At 57.8% G+C, this 16,967-nt stretch carries 15 protein-coding genes and 1 pseudogene; 9 read left to right on the forward strand and 7 right to left on the reverse strand.

All coding sequences use genetic code 11. The features are described from left to right. Positions 1 to 22: 22 nt before the first annotated feature. Positions 23 to 2,215, forward strand: coding sequence for a catalase HPII (gene katE / locus HBN79_RS06500; protein WP_288143078.1), 2,193 nt, complete (start codon positions 23 to 25; stop codon positions 2,213 to 2,215). Between the two features lie 60 nt (positions 2,216 to 2,275). Here the strand turns inward: katE and HBN79_RS06505 are convergent, their stop codons facing one another. Genes HBN79_RS06505 through HBN79_RS06520 form a run of 4 tightly spaced genes read right to left on the reverse strand, consistent with a single transcriptional unit; the run spans position 2,276 to position 5,084 of the window. Continuing rightward, on the reverse strand, positions 2,276 to 2,995 hold the full coding sequence (locus tag HBN79_RS06505; protein ID WP_095020625.1) for a PA5502 family lipoprotein: 720 nt from the start codon (positions 2,993 to 2,995) through the stop codon (positions 2,276 to 2,278). Between the two features lie 37 nt (positions 2,996 to 3,032). Beyond that, positions 3,033 to 3,821: a zinc ABC transporter permease subunit ZnuB gene (gene znuB, locus HBN79_RS06510; RefSeq protein ID WP_094999681.1), complete on the reverse strand. Its 789-nt coding sequence runs from the start codon at positions 3,819 to 3,821 to the stop codon at positions 3,033 to 3,035. Further along, a complete protein-coding gene (znuC, locus tag HBN79_RS06515) occupies positions 3,814 to 4,602 on the reverse strand; it encodes a zinc ABC transporter ATP-binding protein ZnuC (RefSeq protein ID WP_094999680.1) in 789 nt (262 codons plus the stop codon). The genes znuB and znuC overlap by 8 nt, the downstream gene beginning before the upstream one ends. Continuing rightward, positions 4,602 to 5,084 carry a Fur family transcriptional regulator gene (locus tag HBN79_RS06520; RefSeq protein WP_094999679.1) on the reverse strand — a complete coding sequence of 161 codons (483 nt, stop codon included), beginning with the start codon at positions 5,082 to 5,084 and terminating at the stop codon, positions 4,602 to 4,604. The genes znuC and HBN79_RS06520 overlap by 1 nt, the downstream gene beginning before the upstream one ends. Before the next feature lie 66 nt (positions 5,085 to 5,150). Between HBN79_RS06520 and HBN79_RS06525 the strand changes: the two genes are divergently transcribed. Further along, complete coding sequence (locus HBN79_RS06525; RefSeq protein WP_095017886.1) at positions 5,151 to 6,071, forward strand: zinc ABC transporter substrate-binding protein ZnuA; 921 nt, start codon at positions 5,151 to 5,153, stop codon at positions 6,069 to 6,071. Positions 6,072 to 6,230: 159 nt separating this feature from the next. On the opposite strand, the gene HBN79_RS06530 is transcribed toward HBN79_RS06525, so the two are convergent. After that, entirely contained in the window at positions 6,231 to 7,181 is a 951-nt protein-coding gene (locus tag HBN79_RS06530; protein ID WP_095020623.1) for a homoserine kinase, read from the reverse strand. A gap of 56 nt (positions 7,182 to 7,237) precedes the next feature. Beyond that, on the reverse strand, positions 7,238 to 7,528 hold the full coding sequence (locus tag HBN79_RS06535) for a DUF2782 domain-containing protein (protein ID WP_019828138.1): 291 nt from the start codon (positions 7,526 to 7,528) through the stop codon (positions 7,238 to 7,240). A 74-nt stretch (positions 7,529 to 7,602) separates the two neighbouring features. Here HBN79_RS06535 and polA point away from each other — a divergent pair, with 74 nt between their 5' ends. Continuing rightward, positions 7,603 to 10,371 carry a DNA polymerase I gene (gene polA / locus HBN79_RS06540; protein WP_094999676.1) on the forward strand — a complete coding sequence of 923 codons (2,769 nt, stop codon included), beginning with the start codon at positions 7,603 to 7,605 and terminating at the stop codon, positions 10,369 to 10,371. A gap of 331 nt (positions 10,372 to 10,702) precedes the next feature. Here polA and yihA read toward each other — a convergent pair whose 3' ends face one another. Then, positions 10,703 to 11,353: a ribosome biogenesis GTP-binding protein YihA/YsxC gene (gene yihA / locus HBN79_RS06545; protein ID WP_094999674.1), complete on the reverse strand. Its 651-nt coding sequence runs from the start codon at positions 11,351 to 11,353 to the stop codon at positions 10,703 to 10,705. 190 nt (positions 11,354 to 11,543) lie between these two features. Here yihA and HBN79_RS23920 point away from each other — a divergent pair. From HBN79_RS23920 to HBN79_RS06575, 6 genes and pseudogenes are all read left to right on the forward strand, one after another. Further along, a pseudogene (locus HBN79_RS23920) lies at positions 11,544 to 11,791 on the forward strand (c-type cytochrome). A 46-nt stretch (positions 11,792 to 11,837) separates the two neighbouring features. After that, entirely contained in the window at positions 11,838 to 12,458 is a 621-nt protein-coding gene (locus HBN79_RS06555; RefSeq protein ID WP_094999673.1) for a c-type cytochrome, read from the forward strand. Positions 12,459 to 12,658: 200 nt separating this feature from the next. Next, complete coding sequence (locus HBN79_RS06560) at positions 12,659 to 13,297, forward strand: thiol:disulfide interchange protein DsbA/DsbL (RefSeq protein WP_016782754.1); 639 nt, start codon at positions 12,659 to 12,661, stop codon at positions 13,295 to 13,297. Positions 13,298 to 13,312: 15 nt separating this feature from the next. Beyond that, positions 13,313 to 14,191: an endonuclease/exonuclease/phosphatase family protein gene (locus HBN79_RS06565; protein ID WP_094999672.1), complete on the forward strand. Its 879-nt coding sequence runs from the start codon at positions 13,313 to 13,315 to the stop codon at positions 14,189 to 14,191. Continuing rightward, entirely contained in the window at positions 14,188 to 16,176 is a 1,989-nt protein-coding gene (locus HBN79_RS06570) for a diguanylate cyclase (RefSeq protein WP_169916461.1), read from the forward strand. The genes HBN79_RS06565 and HBN79_RS06570 overlap by 4 nt, the downstream gene beginning before the upstream one ends. A gap of 271 nt (positions 16,177 to 16,447) precedes the next feature. Next, the gene (locus tag HBN79_RS06575) at positions 16,448 to 16,849 is read left to right on the forward strand and encodes a hypothetical protein (RefSeq protein WP_095020621.1); all 402 of its coding nucleotides are present in this window, start codon (positions 16,448 to 16,450) and stop codon (positions 16,847 to 16,849) included. The last annotated feature ends 118 nt before the right edge of the window (positions 16,850 to 16,967 follow it).

The following is a 16,967-nucleotide window of genomic DNA, read 5'->3' on the forward strand; positions in this document are numbered from 1 at the left end:
AACTCGCATCCGCTTGGGCGGTATTTGTCTACAAAGCCCTTATCACAGGGCTTTCGCATACAAGGAGTTTAGTCTGATGAGCAGCAAAAAACCGTCTTCCAACAAGAGCCAGATGGCCGGCACCGACACCCTGGATCGTGGTAACACCAACGTCAAACTGGAAAGCCTTGAAACCTTTCGCGACGACGCCACCGATCAGGCCTTACGAACCAACCAAGGGGTGAAGATTGCTGACAATCAGAACACCCTCAAGGCCGGTTCGCGCGGGCCGTCGCTGCTCGAAGACTTCATCATGCGCGAGAAGATCACGCATTTTGACCATGAGCGTATTCCCGAGCGCATCGTGCATGCGCGAGGCACTGGTGCTCATGGTTATTTTCAGGCGTACAAGTCCCACAGCGCACTGACCAAAGCAGGATTCTTGCAGGACCCCGGCAAGCAAACCCCTGTATTCGTGCGTTTCTCCACCGTGCAAGGCCCGCGGGGCTCCGGGGATACGGTGCGTGATGTTCGCGGTTTCGCGGTCAAGTTTTTCACCGACGAAGGTAACTTCGATCTGGTCGGGAACAATATGCCGGTATTTTTCATACAGGATGCGGTGAAGTTTCCAGACTTTGTACATGCTGTAAAACCTGAGCCACACAATGAAATCCCTACTGGCGGCTCGGCCCATGACACCTTCTGGGACTTTGTCTCACTGGTTCCGGAATCCGCTCACATGGTCATTTGGGCCATGTCCGACCGGGCCATTCCGAAAAGCCTGAGAAGCATGCAGGGCTTTGGCGTGCACACCTTTCGTTTCATCAACGCGCAAGGCCAGTCTAACTTCGTCAAATTTCACTGGCGCCCAAGTGTAGGCACTTGCTCGTTGGTGTGGGACGAAGCGCAGAAGCTCGCAGGCAAAGACACGGACTTCCATCGCCGTGACCTGTGGGACGCCATTGAGACGGGCGATTACCCGGAGTGGGAGTTCGGTGTCCAGATCATCCCGGAGGAAGATGAGCATAAGTTTGATTTCGATATCCTTGACCCGACCAAGCTGATCCCGGAAGAACTGATACCGATTACGCCATTGGGAAAAATGGTCCTCAACCGCAACCCGGACAATTTTTTCGCAGAAACCGAACAAGTCGCCTTCTGCCCTGGCCACATTGTTCCAGGGATCGACTTTTCCAATGACCCGTTGCTGCAAGGGCGCCTGTTTTCCTATACGGATACGCAGATCAGTCGCCTTGGCGGGCCGAATTTTCATGAGATCCCGATCAACCGTCCGGTGGCGCCATTCCACAACAACCAGCGTGATGCCCAGCACCGCAGCACCCTCCACAAGGGGCGTGCAGCCTACGAACCCAACTCGATCGATGGCGGCTGGCCAAAAGAAACCCCACCGACGGCCAGTGACGGCGGTTTTGAGAGTTACCCGGAACGCATCGACGCCAACAAAATCCGTCAGCGCAGCGAATCATTCGGTGACCATTTCTCCCAGGCGCGGCTGTTCTTCAACAGCATGAGCAACCATGAGCAAGAGCACATCATTGCTGCCTACAGCTTTGAGCTGGGTAAAGTTGAGCGCGAGTCTATCCGTGCGCGGCAGGTGAATGAGATTCTGGCCAATATTGATTTGGGACTGGCCAGGCGCGTCGCCGAAAATCTGGGCTTGCCCGCACCCAAGGCCGGTACGGTAGCTGAGCGCAAGACTCGCTTTACCCAGTCGCCGGCCCTGAGCCAGGCCAATCTGCTGGCAGGGAATATCAAAACCCGAAAAGTGGCGATCCTGGCGGCCAACGGGGTGGATGGCAAAGCGATCGATGCGCTGAAACAGGCGCTTGCAGCAGAGGGTGCCCACGCCAAATTGCTGGGGCCGACGTCAGCCCCGGTGAAAACCGCTGACGGCACATTGCTGGCTGTGGATGCGTCGATGGAAGGCTTGCCTTCGGTGGCGTTCGACGCGGTGTACGTACCGGGTGGCGCGGCGTCGATCAAGGCACTGAGCGGCGACGGAGTGGCCTTGCACTACCTGCTGGAAGCGTACAAGCACCTCAAGGCCATCGCCTTGCAGGGTGATGCCAGACAACTGCTGGACGTGCTGCACCTACAGGCAGATGAAGGGTTGCTGGCGATCAAGGATGCCCAGGATCTAAAAGCCTTTTTTGCAGCCATCGGGCAACACCGCGTGTGGTCACGGGAGGCCAGGGCCAAGGCAATACCGGCCTAGCCGAAAACAAAAAACCCGTAGCAGCCTTTGGCTGCTACGGGTTTTTCATGCCCGGATGTTTTATTCCGGTTTGCTGGGGATCAGCACCATTTGTGCGGGTACGTGGCGAATGACTTGACGGTTCAGCTTGAGGTCAAACCCGGGGTCGATCTTTTTAACCCGCTTGCTGATCAGTGTGGCCAGCCATGGATAATCCGCCGTACGCGGAACCTGCAGGCTGACGGCGCACTGGTAATTGACGATATCTTGCGCGATCAAATCCAGTTGATGGCGAAGTTTGGCAATATCGTTGATGTTCAGTGCAACGGTGGTGCTTTCGGCCGCCGGGTCGATCACCTTGGCCGGTGGTCGGGCCTCGGCAGCCTTGAGGGCGGCTTCAGCCTTGTCCAGCTCGGCCTTGCGGGCCTGGGCAATGGCGCTATTGACCCCACCGGTCAGTGCAGGGGCCTTGGGCATCAGGGCGCGGGCACGGCTCAGGGCGGTAGCTGCCGCGTTGACATCACCCTTTTGCAGGACGATCTGGCTGCGTTGCAGGTAGGCCTCGGCCAGTTGGCGCTGGTACTGCACCAACTGCGGATCATCCGGGGTTTGCGTCTGCAAGGCGCTCAATTGGTCTTCAGCGGTCGCGAGTTCACTGCTGGCCAGGTTTTGCTCCAGCTGTGCGATGGCCGTAGCGCGTGCGGCGGCGGCAGTAGTGTCGGCCGACGGCGTGCTTTGGCAGGCGCCCAGCAGCAGAGAAAATGCGGCCAGGAGCAAGTAACGGGAGTTGAACAGCTTCATTCCTGCGGCTCTCTAAGTGCGCAAAAAACAAGCAAGTCTACACCCCTCGACGGGGTAGAACAAAACTCAACAAAAACAGTGCTGCGGCACACACCACAATCGACGGGCCTGCTGGCGTGTCCTTAAACCATGACAGCGCAAGGCCACCCACTACGGCCAATATGCCCAGTGCGCTGGCGCCCAGTGCCATTTGCTCCGGCGAGCGAGCATGACGCTGGGCCGCGGCCGCCGGAATAATCAGCAAGGAGGTAATCAGCAACACGCCGACGATTTTCATCGCCACGGCAATCACCACCGCAATCAACAGCATCAAGGCCAATCGTAACGCCGCCACGGGCAGGCCTTCAACCATGGCCAGCTCTTCATGCACGGTGATCGCCAGCAATGGTCGCCACAGTGCAACCAGCAAGGCCAGAACCGTCGCGCTGCCACCCAGGATCCACATCAGGTCGGTTGGGCTGATGGCCAGCAGGTCACCAAACAAATACGCCATCAGGTCGATCCGCACTTCATGCATGAAGCTTAGTACGACCAGCCCGAGGGACAAGGTGCTGGGGGCGAGAATTCCGAGCAGTGTGTCGGATGCCAGCGACTGTCGCTGCTGCAGCGTGACCAACAGCACCGCCAGCAACAGGCAGCCCACGGTCACGGCAATGGTCGGGCTGATATCCAGCAGGAACCCCAGGGCTACGCCCAACAGGGCTGCGTGCGATAACGTGTCGCCGAAGTAGGCCATGCGCCGCCACACCACGAATGACCCCAAAGGGCCTGCAACTATTGCCAAAGCCAGACCTGCCAGCAGGGCGTAAAGCAGAAAATCAGCCATGCTTGCAGCCTTCTCCATGAACGTGGGCGGATGCCGCCGGGTTATTTTCGCTAACCACTGAGCCATGCAAGTCATGAGCATGGTCGTGATGGTGGTGATAAATCGCCAGGCTTTGTGCGTTTTTGCCAAATAGCTCAACGAAAGCCGGGTCACCACTCACCTGCTCGGGATGGCCCGAACAACAGACGTGGCGGTTGAGGCATACCACCTGATCGGTGGTGCTCATCACCAGATGCAAATCGTGGGAGACCATCAGCACGCCGCAGCCGTGGCGGTCGCGCAGGCGGGTGATGAGGGCATACAGCTCCGATTGACCGGCCACGTCCACGCCTTGCACCGGCTCGTCGAGCACCAGCAATTCGGGCTTGCGCAGCAGGGCGCGGGCCAGCAGCACGCGCTGCATTTCACCACCGGACACGCTTTGCACCGGGCTATCGATGACCTTTTCAGCACCGACTTCCTTTAGCGCCTCAAGGGCCTGGGCACGGTCTACACCGGGCACCAGGCGCAAAAAGCGCAACACGGACAATGGCAGTGTCGGGTCAACGTGAAGCTTTTGCGGCATATAGCCCACGCGCAGCTTGGGCTTGCGCCATACGCTGCCGCTGGTGGGCTTGAGCAGGCCGAGCACGGCTTTGACCAGCGTGGTCTTGCCGGCGCCGTTGGGGCCGATCAGAGTCACGATCTGGCCCGGTTCAACGCTCAGCTCGATATTGTCGAGTACGTTTTGCCCGGCATAGGTCACAGTGACATGTTGCAGGCGAATCAGTGCAGCGCTCATCAGGCCTCCCGGCAACCCGAACACAAACCGACCACTTCGACAGTCTGGCCTTCGACAGTAAAGCCGACATCCCGGGCGCTATTGATAATTGCGTCGCTGATGGACTTTTGCTCAAGCTCGATGGCGGCGTGGCAGTTGCGGCAAATCAGGAACTGGCCCTGGTGCGGGTGCTCGGGGTGGCTGCAGCCAACAAAAGCGTTGAGTGAGGAAATGCGGTGCACCAGGCCATTGTCGAGCAGGAAGTCCAAAGCCCGATAAACGGTAGGCGGCGCAGCGCGACGGCCATCCTGCTCGCTCAGTACTGCAAGAATGTCGTAGGCACCCAGCGGCTTGTGGCTTTGCCACACCAGCTCAAGCACCCGTCGACGCAAGGCGGTCAGGCGCAGGCCCTTTTGCGCACACAAGGCATCGGCCTCGGTCAGGGCGCTATGGACACAATGAGAGTGGTCGTGGGGACGGCTGGCAAGCGGTGTTATAGGCATGGGCGGCGACGATTATTGAGAGAGACGTTATTATGTTACCTGTTTCAGCCATCATGAGTGCTTATCGTGCCCCGTCTTTTTTCCCTTTTTCTTGCTCTAAGCGCCAGTTTGCTTGTGATCAGCCCGGCCCGGGCCGAGGTCAACGTGCTGACCAGCATCAAGCCCCTGCAACTGATTGCCGCTGCCGTGCAGGACGGCGTGGGGCATCCGGAGGTGCTTTTACCGCCCAATGCCTCACCGCATAACTATGCGCTGCGCCCATCCGACGTACGGCGCGTGCAGTCAGCAGACCTTCTCTACTGGATCGGTCCGGACATGGAAGGGTTTCTGCCACGAGTGATCAAGGGCCGCACCCTGCCATCGGTTACGGTACAAACCCTGCCGGGCTTGAAATTGCGTCATTTCGCCGAAGATAGCCATTCGCACGAAGAAGATGCCGCCGAACATGATCACGATCATCGTCCCGGCACCCTGGATGCACACTTGTGGCTGGCTCCGGACAATGCGCGGGTGATCGCCGCGAAAATGGCGGCGGACCTGAGTGAAAAAGACCCTGCCAATGCGACCAGGTATCAAAGCAATCTCAAGGCCTTCAATGAACGCCTGGATGCGTTGAATGCGCGCCTCAAAACGCGACTGGCCGGGATTGCCGACAAACCGTTCTTCGTCTTCCACGAAGGCTACGATTATTTTGAAAGCGCTTACGGCATCAAGCACACGGGAACCTTCAGTGTGGCTTCGGAAGTTCAGCCGGGCGCCCAGCACGTAGCCGCCATGCGTAAGCGTCTGCAGGAAGTGGGCAAGACCTGTGTATTCAGCGACCCTCCGCTGCGTCCGCGCCTGGCGGACACCCTGACAGCCGGGTTACCGGTCAAGTTGGCGGAGCTGGATGCCCTGGGTGGCTACACCCCGGCGACGGCGCAGGGGTATGAGCAGTTGCTGGAAAAACTCGGCAATGACCTGGCGGGGTGTCTGGAAAGCTTGTAAGCCGACTCCCACAGATTGTGTGACATTCACAAAAGTTGCGGCTTGCCAGAACCTCTGTGGGAGCGGGCTTGCTCGCGATTGGATCGACGCGGTTGTTCAGATACACCGCGTCGCTACAATCGCGAGCAAGCCCGCTCCCACAATTGATTTCAGTGTTTGTTACAACGCGAACGGCAGCTGTACGGTCACCGTCTGACGCAAAGCCAGGCGTTTTTCAAACTCGCCCGGATCATGAATCAGCACGTCCTGACCGGCAAAGGTCTGGGCTGCGATCAGGCGCGACAGCCAGAACCGCACGCAAGCAACGCGCAACAGGGTTGGCCACAACTCGGCCTCGGCGGCAGTGAACGGACGCAGGGCGGCATAGGCGCCCAGCAGCGCACGGGCGCGGGGAGCATCGATCTGACCGTCTTCGTCTGCACACCAGTCATTCAGGGCAATGGCCACGTCGTACAGCATCGGGCCCGAGCAGGCGTTGTAAAAATCGATCAGCCCGGTCAGATGAGTGCCTTCAAACATCGCGTTATCACGAAACAGGTCGCCATGCAGGTTCGCCCGGGGCAGTGCCAGAATCTGCGCCTTGCGCTCAGTAATTTCCTGCAGCGCCTTTTGCAGCAAATCTGCTGAATCAGGCGACAAACCAGCCATCAAGGCAGGACCTTCAGCCAGCATCCAGTCCAGGCCGCGGTCTGTCTTGCGTTCCAGTACGTTGTTGCGGGTCGCGGTATGCAAGTGGCCGAGCAGTTCCCCAACCTGGGCGCAATGCTGGGCGTTGGCCTCACGAATATGCTTGCCCGCCAGGCGCGGCTGCAGCAGCGCCGGCTTGCCCTTGAGTTCGCGCAGGGCCTGGCCGTCAACGGTGCGCAAGGCGAATGGCACCGGCAGGTCGGCGTCATGCAGCACATCCAGCAGCTCGATAAAGAACGGCATCTCTTTGACCGGCCCACGCTCAACCAGGGTCAGGACAAATTCACCGCGCTCCAGGCTGATGAAGTAGTTGGTATTTTCGCTGCCCGCAGCAATCCCCTGGAAATCGAGCAAACGGCCGAGTTCATAAGGCGCAAGGAAGGTTTCCAACTCGCTGCGAGTCAGTGGGGTGAATACAGACATGATTTAAATTGCCAGTACGGGCGCCGCGCAAGGCGGCGCCAATTAAAGTTAAGACGCTACTTCCATTCGAAGATTTTCCACGAAGGAATCAGCATATCCGGCTGGTCGGAACGGATGTAATTGGCATCAGTACCATCAGCCCGTACCAGGAAGTACGGTTTGCCCCCTTTTGGGGTGACCTTGATGGCGTACAGGAAACCGTTTTGACGGTACTCCTGAATGGTTTTATCGCCTTCCGTGCGAATGGTTACATCTGGATCGGCGGTGACTGCTTCATCTGCTGCGAAGGTTACCAGCGGAGTGAATGCAAACAAACCGGTCAGCAACAGGCGATTGAGTGTGCGCATGATAACCTTGTCCCTTTGTCGTCATTGGTCCGGACATTCTAGCGCCGGACTCGCCGAAAAGGTTGATCCTGCTCATGAGCCAAGCTCCCCTCGTCCTGGTGGACGGTTCTTCATATCTGTACCGCGCCTTCCACGCGCTGCCGCCGCTGACTACGTCCAAAGGGCTGCCGACAGGCGCCGTGAAGGGCGTATTGAACATGCTCAAAAGCCTGCGCAAGCAGTATCCGGACAGCCCGTTCGCGGTGGTTTTCGATGCCAAGGGCGGGACATTTCGCGATGACATGTACGCCGAGTACAAGGCCAACCGCCCGAGCATGCCCGATGACATGCGGGTGCAAATCGAGCCATTGCACGCCAGTGTGATTGCGCTGGGTTTCCCCTTGCTGTGCGTTGAAGGCGTGGAGGCCGATGATGTCATCGGCACGCTGGCCCGCAGCAGCGCCGCGGCAGACCGACCAGTGGTCATCTCCACCGGTGACAAGGACATGGCCCAGCTGGTTGATGGCCACATCACGCTGGTTAACACCATGACCGGCAGCGTGATGGACATTGAGGGCGTTAAAGAGAAATTTGGCGTATCGCCCGAGCAGATCATCGACTACCTCGCGCTGATGGGCGATTCGTCTGACAACATTCCAGGCGTACCTGGTATTGGTCCCAAGACAGCGTCCGGCTTGCTGGTGGGTGTAGGCGGTGGTTTGGTCGATCTGTACGAAAAGCTCGATATCGTGCCGACCCTGCCCATTCGCGGCGCCAAAAACTTGCCTGCCAAACTCGAAGAACATCGCGAAATGGCGTTTTTGTCCTATCAATTGGCGACGATCAAGATCGATGTGCCGCTGGATATCGGCCTGGAAGACTTGCACCTCAAGGCGCCTGACTGCGAAAAGTTGATTGAGCTGTACACCGAACTTGAGTTCAAAAGCTGGATTGCCGAAGTTGAGCGCGAGGCCAAGCGTGCCGGGCAGGTGATTGTGCATGAGGCTCCTGAAGCGCCCGCCGAAGCGGAGCAACAGTACGAGACCATCCTCGATCAGGCTCGCTTTGATGTGTGGCTAAAAAAACTCAACGACGCCAAATTGATTGCCTTTGATACCGAAACCACCGGCCTGGACGCGCAGCAAGCGCAGCTGGTGGGCCTGTCGTTCGCGGTCAAGCCTGGCGAAGCGGCTTACATTCCATTGACCCATTCCTACATGGGCGTACCCGAGCAACTGGATCGCGACACGGTATTGCGTGCCCTCAAGCCGCTGCTGGAAGACCCGAGCAAAGCCAAGGTCGGACAACACGCCAAGTACGACATGAATATTCTGGCCAACTGCGCCATCGGTGGCGATCAATCCTGCGGGATCATGGTTCAGGGCGTTGCCTTCGACACCATGCTTGAGTCCTATGTGCTCGACTCCACGGGCAGCCGCCACGATATGGACAGCCTGGCCCTCAAATACCTGGGCCACACCACCACCAGCTTCCAGGACATTGCCGGCAAGGGCGTCAAGCAACTGACCTTCGACCAGATTTCCCTGGAGCAAGCCGGCCCGTATGCGGCCGAAGATGCCGACGTGACCTTGCGCCTGCACCATGTACTGCACGAAAAACTCGCAGCGATCCCTAGCCTCAACAGCGTATTGACGGACATCGAGATGCCGCTGGTGCCGGTACTGGCGCGTATTGAACGCCAGGGCGCGCTGGTGGATGCCAACCTGCTGGGTATCCAGAGTGTTGAGCTGGGTGACAAGCTGGTTGCGCTGGAGCGTGAGGCTTTTGCCATTGCCGGTGAGGAGTTCAACCTGAGCTCACCCAAGCAACTGGGTGTGATCCTGTATGAAAAACTCGGTCTGCCAATCATCAGCAAAACGGCCAAAGGCCAGCCTTCGACTGCCGAAGCCGTGCTGGCGGAACTGGCCGAGCAGGACTTCCCGCTGCCCAAGGTGCTGATGCAGTACCGCTCCATGAGCAAGCTGAAAAGCACCTACACCGATCGCCTGCCTGAGCAGATCAACCCGCGTACGGGCCGTATCCACACCTCCTACCACCAGGCCGTCACGGCGACCGGTCGTTTGTCTTCAAGTGATCCAAACTTGCAGAACATTCCGATCCGTACCGCCGAAGGTCGTCGGATCCGTCAGGCCTTTGTGGCCCCTAAAGGCTACAAACTGCTGGCGGCCGACTACTCGCAAATCGAGCTGCGGATCATGGCCCACCTGGCCAAGGACGAAGGTTTGCTGCATGCCTTCCGCAACAACCTGGACGTGCACAGCGCCACCGCTGCCGAGGTATTCGGGGTTGATCTGGCGGACGTCACCACCGACCAGCGCCGCAGTGCCAAGGCCATCAACTTCGGCCTGATCTACGGCATGAGCGCCTTTGGCCTGGCCAAACAGATCGGCGTCGACCGCAAACAGTCGCAAGCCTATATCGACCGTTATTTCGCACGTTACCCGGGCGTGCTGGACTACATGGAGCGCACGCGCACCCAGGCTGCCGAGCAAGGCTATGTCGAGACCATTTTCGGTCGTCGCTTGTACCTGCCGGAAATCAACGCGAAAAACCCGGCGCTGCGCAAAGGCGCCGAACGCACGGCAATCAACGCACCGATGCAGGGCACGGCAGCCGATATCATAAAAAAAGCCATGGTGTCTGTGGATAACTGGCTCAGCGCCTCAGGCCTCGATGCCCGCGTCATCCTGCAGGTACACGATGAACTGGTGCTAGAAGTGCGCGAAGACCTGGTGGACCAGGTGCGTGATGAAGTGCGGATACACATGAGCGAAGCGGCGAAGCTGGATGTGCCGCTAGTGGTTGAAGTAGGCGTGGGCAACAACTGGGATGAAGCGCATTAATGAGGGAATGTGGGAGCGGGCTTGCTCGCGATGCAGGCGACGCGGTCTGTCGCAATGACCGCGTTGATGCCATCGCGAGCAAGCCCGCTCCCACACTAAAAATTTATTGCTGCTGCAGAGACCGGGCTTATTCCAAAGAGTTTTTAAGCTCCCGGAACTAAATCTGCCAACACCACTCAGATTTATTGAATGGGTGGTGAAGCCCTTCAAAGCTCCTAATGTTGTGTTAAGTGTTGGCAGATACCTGAACCCCGCCCTAGGGGTTCAGTACTTGAACCCCGGACCTCCTTCCCCCCATGCGAAGTCCGGGGTTTTTTTTGCCTGCGATTTGTTACTCGTCAGCTTCAACCAGTTCTTCGCCTTTGTTCGGCAATTCCATCCAGCGTGCCAGCACGGTGTACGCCTCTTCCAGGCCCATGCGCTTTGGCGTGGAGAACAACTGGATGGTGACGGCATCGCCCCATTGCTTGCGAATGTCCGACTGGATTTTAAGCAGCGTATTTTTTGCAGCGCCGTACGTCAGTTTGTCCGCTTTGGTCAGCAAAATGTGCATAGGCATGCCGCTGGACACGGTCCAATCAAGCATCAAAAGGTCGAAATCGGTCATTGGATGACGGATATCCATCATCAAGATCACGCCCTTGAGGCTTTCACGACTGCCGAAATATGCTTCAAGGTGGCGCTGCCAGTGCAATTTCAGCGGGATCGGCACCTTGGCATAACCGTAACCCGGCAAGTCGACCAGGCGACGTTCTTCGTCCAGTTGGAAGAAGTTCAGCAACTGAGTGCGGCCCGGAGTTTTCGACGTGCGCGCCAGGCTGGCGTGGGTCAAAGTGTTGAGTGCACTGGACTTGCCGGCGTTGGAGCGCCCGGCAAACGCGACTTCGTAGCCTTCGTCATCGGGGCATTGATCGACTTTGGCAGCGCTGAGCATGAAGGTGGCCTGTTGGCACAGACCGAGAATGGGGTTCTTGAGTTGCATGGGATTTCCGATGTGAGCGGCGTCAGGAATGGACGCGGCGAGCGTGTCGTTTCCGTTTCAGTGACGCCAGTATATAATGCCGCAGATTTTGTGTGCGCTTTGTCCCAGCGTAGGATGAAGAACACGGGAGCAAAAAACCCAGGTTGCGCATTAGAACGCAGCAGGCTCCCAACCCTGAAAAGGTCGTTTTATGACTGCTGGTGACGGTGTCTTGATGCCACGTTACAGCATTCAGGCTACACAGGATCCGGAAGCCGTGTACAACCGCGTTTGTATTGTCTGCCATGCTGGTCAGCTAATAGGCCAAGGTAAGAGCAAGGTATGTAGGCGCTGGTACGACATGTGACCCAGGGTTTCAAGGCGATGCCGCCGCGTGGTTTGTGCATGGACTGCAGTGTCGAGGATTACCGAACTGTCCTACAGTGGATAAGCGAGTGAGCCCGGCCCATAACTCTTTAACCCTTAGCCGTAGTTGGATTAGCTGATGAACAAATTACTCGTGAGTCTGCTGTTGACCTTGGGCGTCAGCGGTATTGCCCAGGCTGCTAGCACCGCTGTGGTAGGTGATGCTGCTGCAGGTCAGGCAAAAACCGCTGTATGTGGCGCTTGTCACGGTCCGGACGGCAATAGCATGGCCCCAAACTTCCCCAAGCTGGCCGGGCAAGGTGATCGCTACCTGCTCAAGCAGTTGCATGAAATCAAGGACGGCAAGCGTCAGGTGCTGGAAATGACCGGCCTGCTGGCGAACCTGAACGATCAGGACCTTGCCGACATCGCTGCCTACTACTCAAGCCAGAAAGGTTCGGTTGGCGCTGCTGACCCGGCCCTGGTAGCCCAGGGTGAGGCCCTGTTCCGTGGTGGCAACCTTGAGAAAGGCATGCCAGCGTGCATCGGCTGCCACTCACCAGACGGCCAGGGCCTTGCCGCTGCCGGCTTCCCGCACCTGGGCGGCCAGCACGCCAGCTATATCGAGAAACAGCTGACAGACTTCCGTGAAGGCGACCGCACCAACGATGGTGACTCGATGATCATGCGCGGCATCGCGGCCAAAATGAGCAACAAGGACATCAAGGCGCTGGCCAGCTATATTCAAGGCCTGCACTAAGGTCTGTACGGTCGGCGGGGCCAGGTCTTGATACCAGAGGTCACGTTAACGATCGTTTAATCCTTGAATGTGAACCTCAAAGGGCAGCTTCGGCTGCCCTTTTGCATCGCGTCTACAGTTACACTATCGAACTCAAGCCAGCATGGACCTGTCTGAATACAGGTCACGTTGATATGACCTTATCTGTCCAGGAGTAAAGCATGCGTAATCTGATTCTCAGCGCCGCTCTCGTCAGTGCCAGCCTGTTTGGCATGACCGCTCAAGCTGCCGAGCCGCTTGAAGCGGGCAAACAATATGTAGAGCTGAGCAGCGCCGTTCCGGTTGCCGTGCCTGGCAAGATCGAAGTGGTCGAGCTGTTCTGGTATGGCTGCCCGCATTGCTTTGCATTCGAGCCAACCATCAATCCCTGGGCAGAAAAACTGCCCGCCGACGTGAGCTTCGTGCGTATCCCTGCCATGTTTGGCGGGATCTGGAATGTTCATGGCCAATTGTTCATCACCCTTGAAGCCATGGGCGTTGAAAACAAGGTTCACAAAGCCGTGTTCCAGGCCATCCACGACGGCAAGAAGCTGGCAACCCCAGAAGAAATGGCTGATTTCCTGGCCGGTGAAGGTATCGATAAAGACAAGTTCCTGAGCACTTACAACTCGTTCGCCGTCAAAGGCAAAGTTGAAGACGCCAAGAAGAAGGCACAGGCCTATCAAATTTCCGGCGTACCGACCATGGTCGTCAACGGCAAGTACCGCTTCGACCTGGGCACTGCCGGTGGCCCTGAAGGCGCTTTGAGCGTGGCTGACCAGCTGATCGCCAAAGAGCGCGCAGCGGGCGCAAAAAACTAAGCGGCGCCCTCGCCCATGCTCCGCTGGAAAGGCGAGCGAAGTGTTGGTCTGCATGAGCCGCAGATCAACGAAGATCATCTGGCGTCCTGCGGGATGCCGGATGATCGACGTTTACGACTGCTCAGTTTCAATATCCAGGTGGGTAACAGCACCCAGGGTTACCGGCATTACCTGACCCGCAGTTGGCAGCATGTGCTCCCCCATAAGGGGCGAGCCGGTAACCTGGAGCGTATTGGTGACCTGCTCGGCGACTTCGACCTGGTCGCCCTGCAAGAGGCCGACGGTGGTAGCCATCGTTCTGGCTACATCAATCAGGTCAAGTATCTTGCCCAGCAGGGCGAATTTCCCTACTGGTATCAACAACTCAATCGCAATCTAGGGCGTCTGGCCCAGCACAGTAATGGTGTGCTCAGCCGGTTGCGCCCTGCCGCGATTGAAGATCATCCCTTGCCCGGCCCTGCGGGGCGTGGTGCGATTCTGGTGCGCTTTGGTGAAGGCCCCGACGCTTTGGTGGTCGTGGTCATGCACCTGGCGCTGGGAACCAAAACCCGCACCCGGCAGCTGGCCTATATTCGCGAGTTGATTGGCGACTATCAGCACCAGGTGTTGATGGGCGACATGAACACCCATGCCAACGACCTGCTGCACACCTCGCCACTGCGGGACCTCGGACTGCTGGCGCCGCAAATGGAGGCCACCTTCCCCAGTTGGCGCCCGCAACGTTGCCTGGATCATATTTTGCTCAGCCCAAGCCTGACCCTTGAGCGCGTCCAGGTACTGGATCAGCCTATCTCGGACCATCTGCCGGTAGCCGTCGATATCCGTCTGCCAGGCTCTGTCGGCGTCGACTCCCAGATCGCGCTGCGCCCGCCTGACAACGGGGCGAAGGCATGAGGGACGAGGCCGCGCGCTGGAAAGAGAAATACCTTAAAAGCGTGGAGCTGCAAGACAAGCTTGAGCGCCGCTGGAATGCCCGCCTCGACTTGCTGCGCCGTGGCCTGGTGCGTAGCACCCTGGCCGCTGAGGGCACGGACCGCACGGTCGACCAATGCATGAAAGAAATGCGCGAAGCGGTGCGCACCAATGAGATGGACGCCGCCCTTGCCGCCTTGCTGCCGCGCCTTGAAAAAGCCGTGCTCGACTCCGAGCAGCGACGTGAAACCCGGGTTGAGCAAGTCAGCGCAGCGCTCAATACGCTGGTCACCCAACTGCAGGCCCTGCCACTGCCCCGTGAGGTCAGCAAGCCGCTCAAGGCCTATGCCAAACAGCTAGAAAACCGGGTGACGCACGCCCGAGAAATACCGCTGCTGCTTGATGAGCTGAGTCACTTGCAAGGGCAGGCACTGGCGCCGCAACTCAATGACGCCCAGCCGCCCAAGCCAGGCTTGTTACAGCGATTATTTGGTGCACAAGACGCTGAAAAGGCACTTGGCGAAGCGACTGTGGTTCCGATTCCGGTTGAGACTCAGGCGCCGCGACCGGCTGCGCCGAACAGTGTGGTCCCAGCGCATGTTGCCGAGCCGCCGGCAGTACCCACGCCTCAGCCTGAACCGGTAATTGTTGAAGCCGAACCACAGCCCTTGCCGCCCGTTGCTACGGCTGACGATGACGCCCAGGCGCTTGCCGAGCCGTCCCCTTCGGTACCTCAAGAGGCTCAAGAGCATGCATCCAGCGGTGCACTTGAGTCAGTGGTCGCGATGGTTGAGGCCGAAAATGATCAAGCCAGGGATTTCGTTGAGCAGTCGCCGCTCGACGAACAGACTGAGCTGGCCGAAGTCGATGCTGTCTATGCCCTGCCTGATGCCCCCGAGCCAACCTACAGCAGCGTGGCCGAGCACATTGAGTCCACACTGCTCGGGTTGTTGAGCGGCCTGTCGCTGCCTGAACACCACAGGCCACAGGCCGAGGCCATGTGCCGGCGTCTGGAAAAAGGGCTCAACTGGTACGAATTACTGCCGATCCTCGACGATCTTGCGGTTTTGATGCTGGCCATTACTGACAGCGGCCAGCATGAATTCGAGGCTTACCTCAAACAGCTCAATGAACGCCTGGAGTCATTTCAGAACAACCTCCAGGCGGCCAGCGAGGGTCATGCCGAGGGTCGATCCGCCGCCGACGACTTGCACAGCCAGCTGCGCGAACATGTGGACGGTTTGCAAAACAGCGTGCAGGACGCCGTTGACCTTAACAGCCTCAAGCACCTGCTGGAGAATCGTCTCGAAGGACTGCTGGGCACGATGGACCAGCACCAGCAGCAGCGCATCGCCCGTGAACAGGAGGTCTCGGCCCACCTCCAGGGGCTGGCCGAGCGTATCGCGAGCATGGAACAGCAGGCCCAGGGCTATCGCGATCATCTTGAAGAACAGCGCCAAAAAGCACTGATAGACCCCCTGACCGATCTGCCTAACCGGGCGGCATGGGGCGAACGCCTGCAATATGAAGTCGATCAGTGGCAAAAAAACGGTAATCCTCTACTGATTGCCATGCTCGACCTCGATCATTTCAAGCGTATCAATGATGGTTATGGCCACCTGGCGGGCGACAAGGTGCTCAAGATCATTGCCACCCAGTTGCGCAAGCATCTGCGGCCGATCGACTTTATTGCCCGCTTTGGTGGCGAAGAGTTTGTGCTACTGATGCCCGATACTCCGTTGAGCGCAGGTTTGCATCTGATCGAGAAGCTGCGGGCAGCAATCAAGGCCTGTCCGTTCCACTTCAAGGGCGAACCCGTGACCATCACCACGTCTATCGGTGTATCCGCGTTCAGGCCGGGTGATCGCAGTGACCATGTGCTTAAACGGGCTGATGAAGCACTGTATCGGGCCAAACGGCGTGGACGTAACTGCGTGGAGCCTCAAGCAGCGACTATTGAAACTTGATATTTATTTGTCGCTTTATGTAGTTACTTTCTAGACAGCAAGTAGTCCCTGTCGGTATTTAAAATTAATTAACGGATTCCCTCGCGGCTTTCTTGACGGGTTGTGAGTGGGCGACTTATATAAAATAACAGACCGGTTTGGTTACCCGACAAGTAACGACGGCACTGTAGACATCTCATTATCAAACCCCCATCGACAATGCCGCCGGGCACTGCAGGCTCTAGCCCGGTGGTATAAAGCCAGTACGGTGTACGGCCGTAAAAGGTAGTGTATGAAAATATTGATTTACTTGTTATCTGTGTTCTTTTTGATCACGGGCTCTGTTTCGGTAAGTGCAGCCACTAAAACCCCGATCTATTCGGCCTCCATTAACAAGGATGGAACACTGGCCGCACAATCGCCGCACTGGATTGAAAGTATTGAATACTCCAGCCAACCCGATTATGCAGCCAGTTATAAAGTTAATCTGATGCCCGATGCCTTTCAAAAGGAGCCAAAATTTTGTGTGGCATCGACTTACGACAATTCAAGCTATGAACATACCCTTTATGGCATCGCCAAATTGTCGAGCAAACCGACCCGATCCGAAGTGAATGTTATAGGCTTGATGCTAGGTGCCAACGGGCCATCCGGGGATTCATCGATGAGTTTTTACCTGGTGTGCGGCAAATAAATCACCTTACGAAGGCTGCGACCCTGTTGGTGTTTACAAGGTCGCAGCCCTTGTCTTCATCCGGTACAGCTGCACGACACGGGCGGTAAGGTATGCTTGCCTATTAATTGCTCAGTCG

Source organism: Pseudomonas sp. WS 5051, assembly GCF_012985715.1.
Taxonomy (GTDB): domain Bacteria; phylum Pseudomonadota; class Gammaproteobacteria; order Pseudomonadales; family Pseudomonadaceae; genus Aquipseudomonas; species Aquipseudomonas bubulae.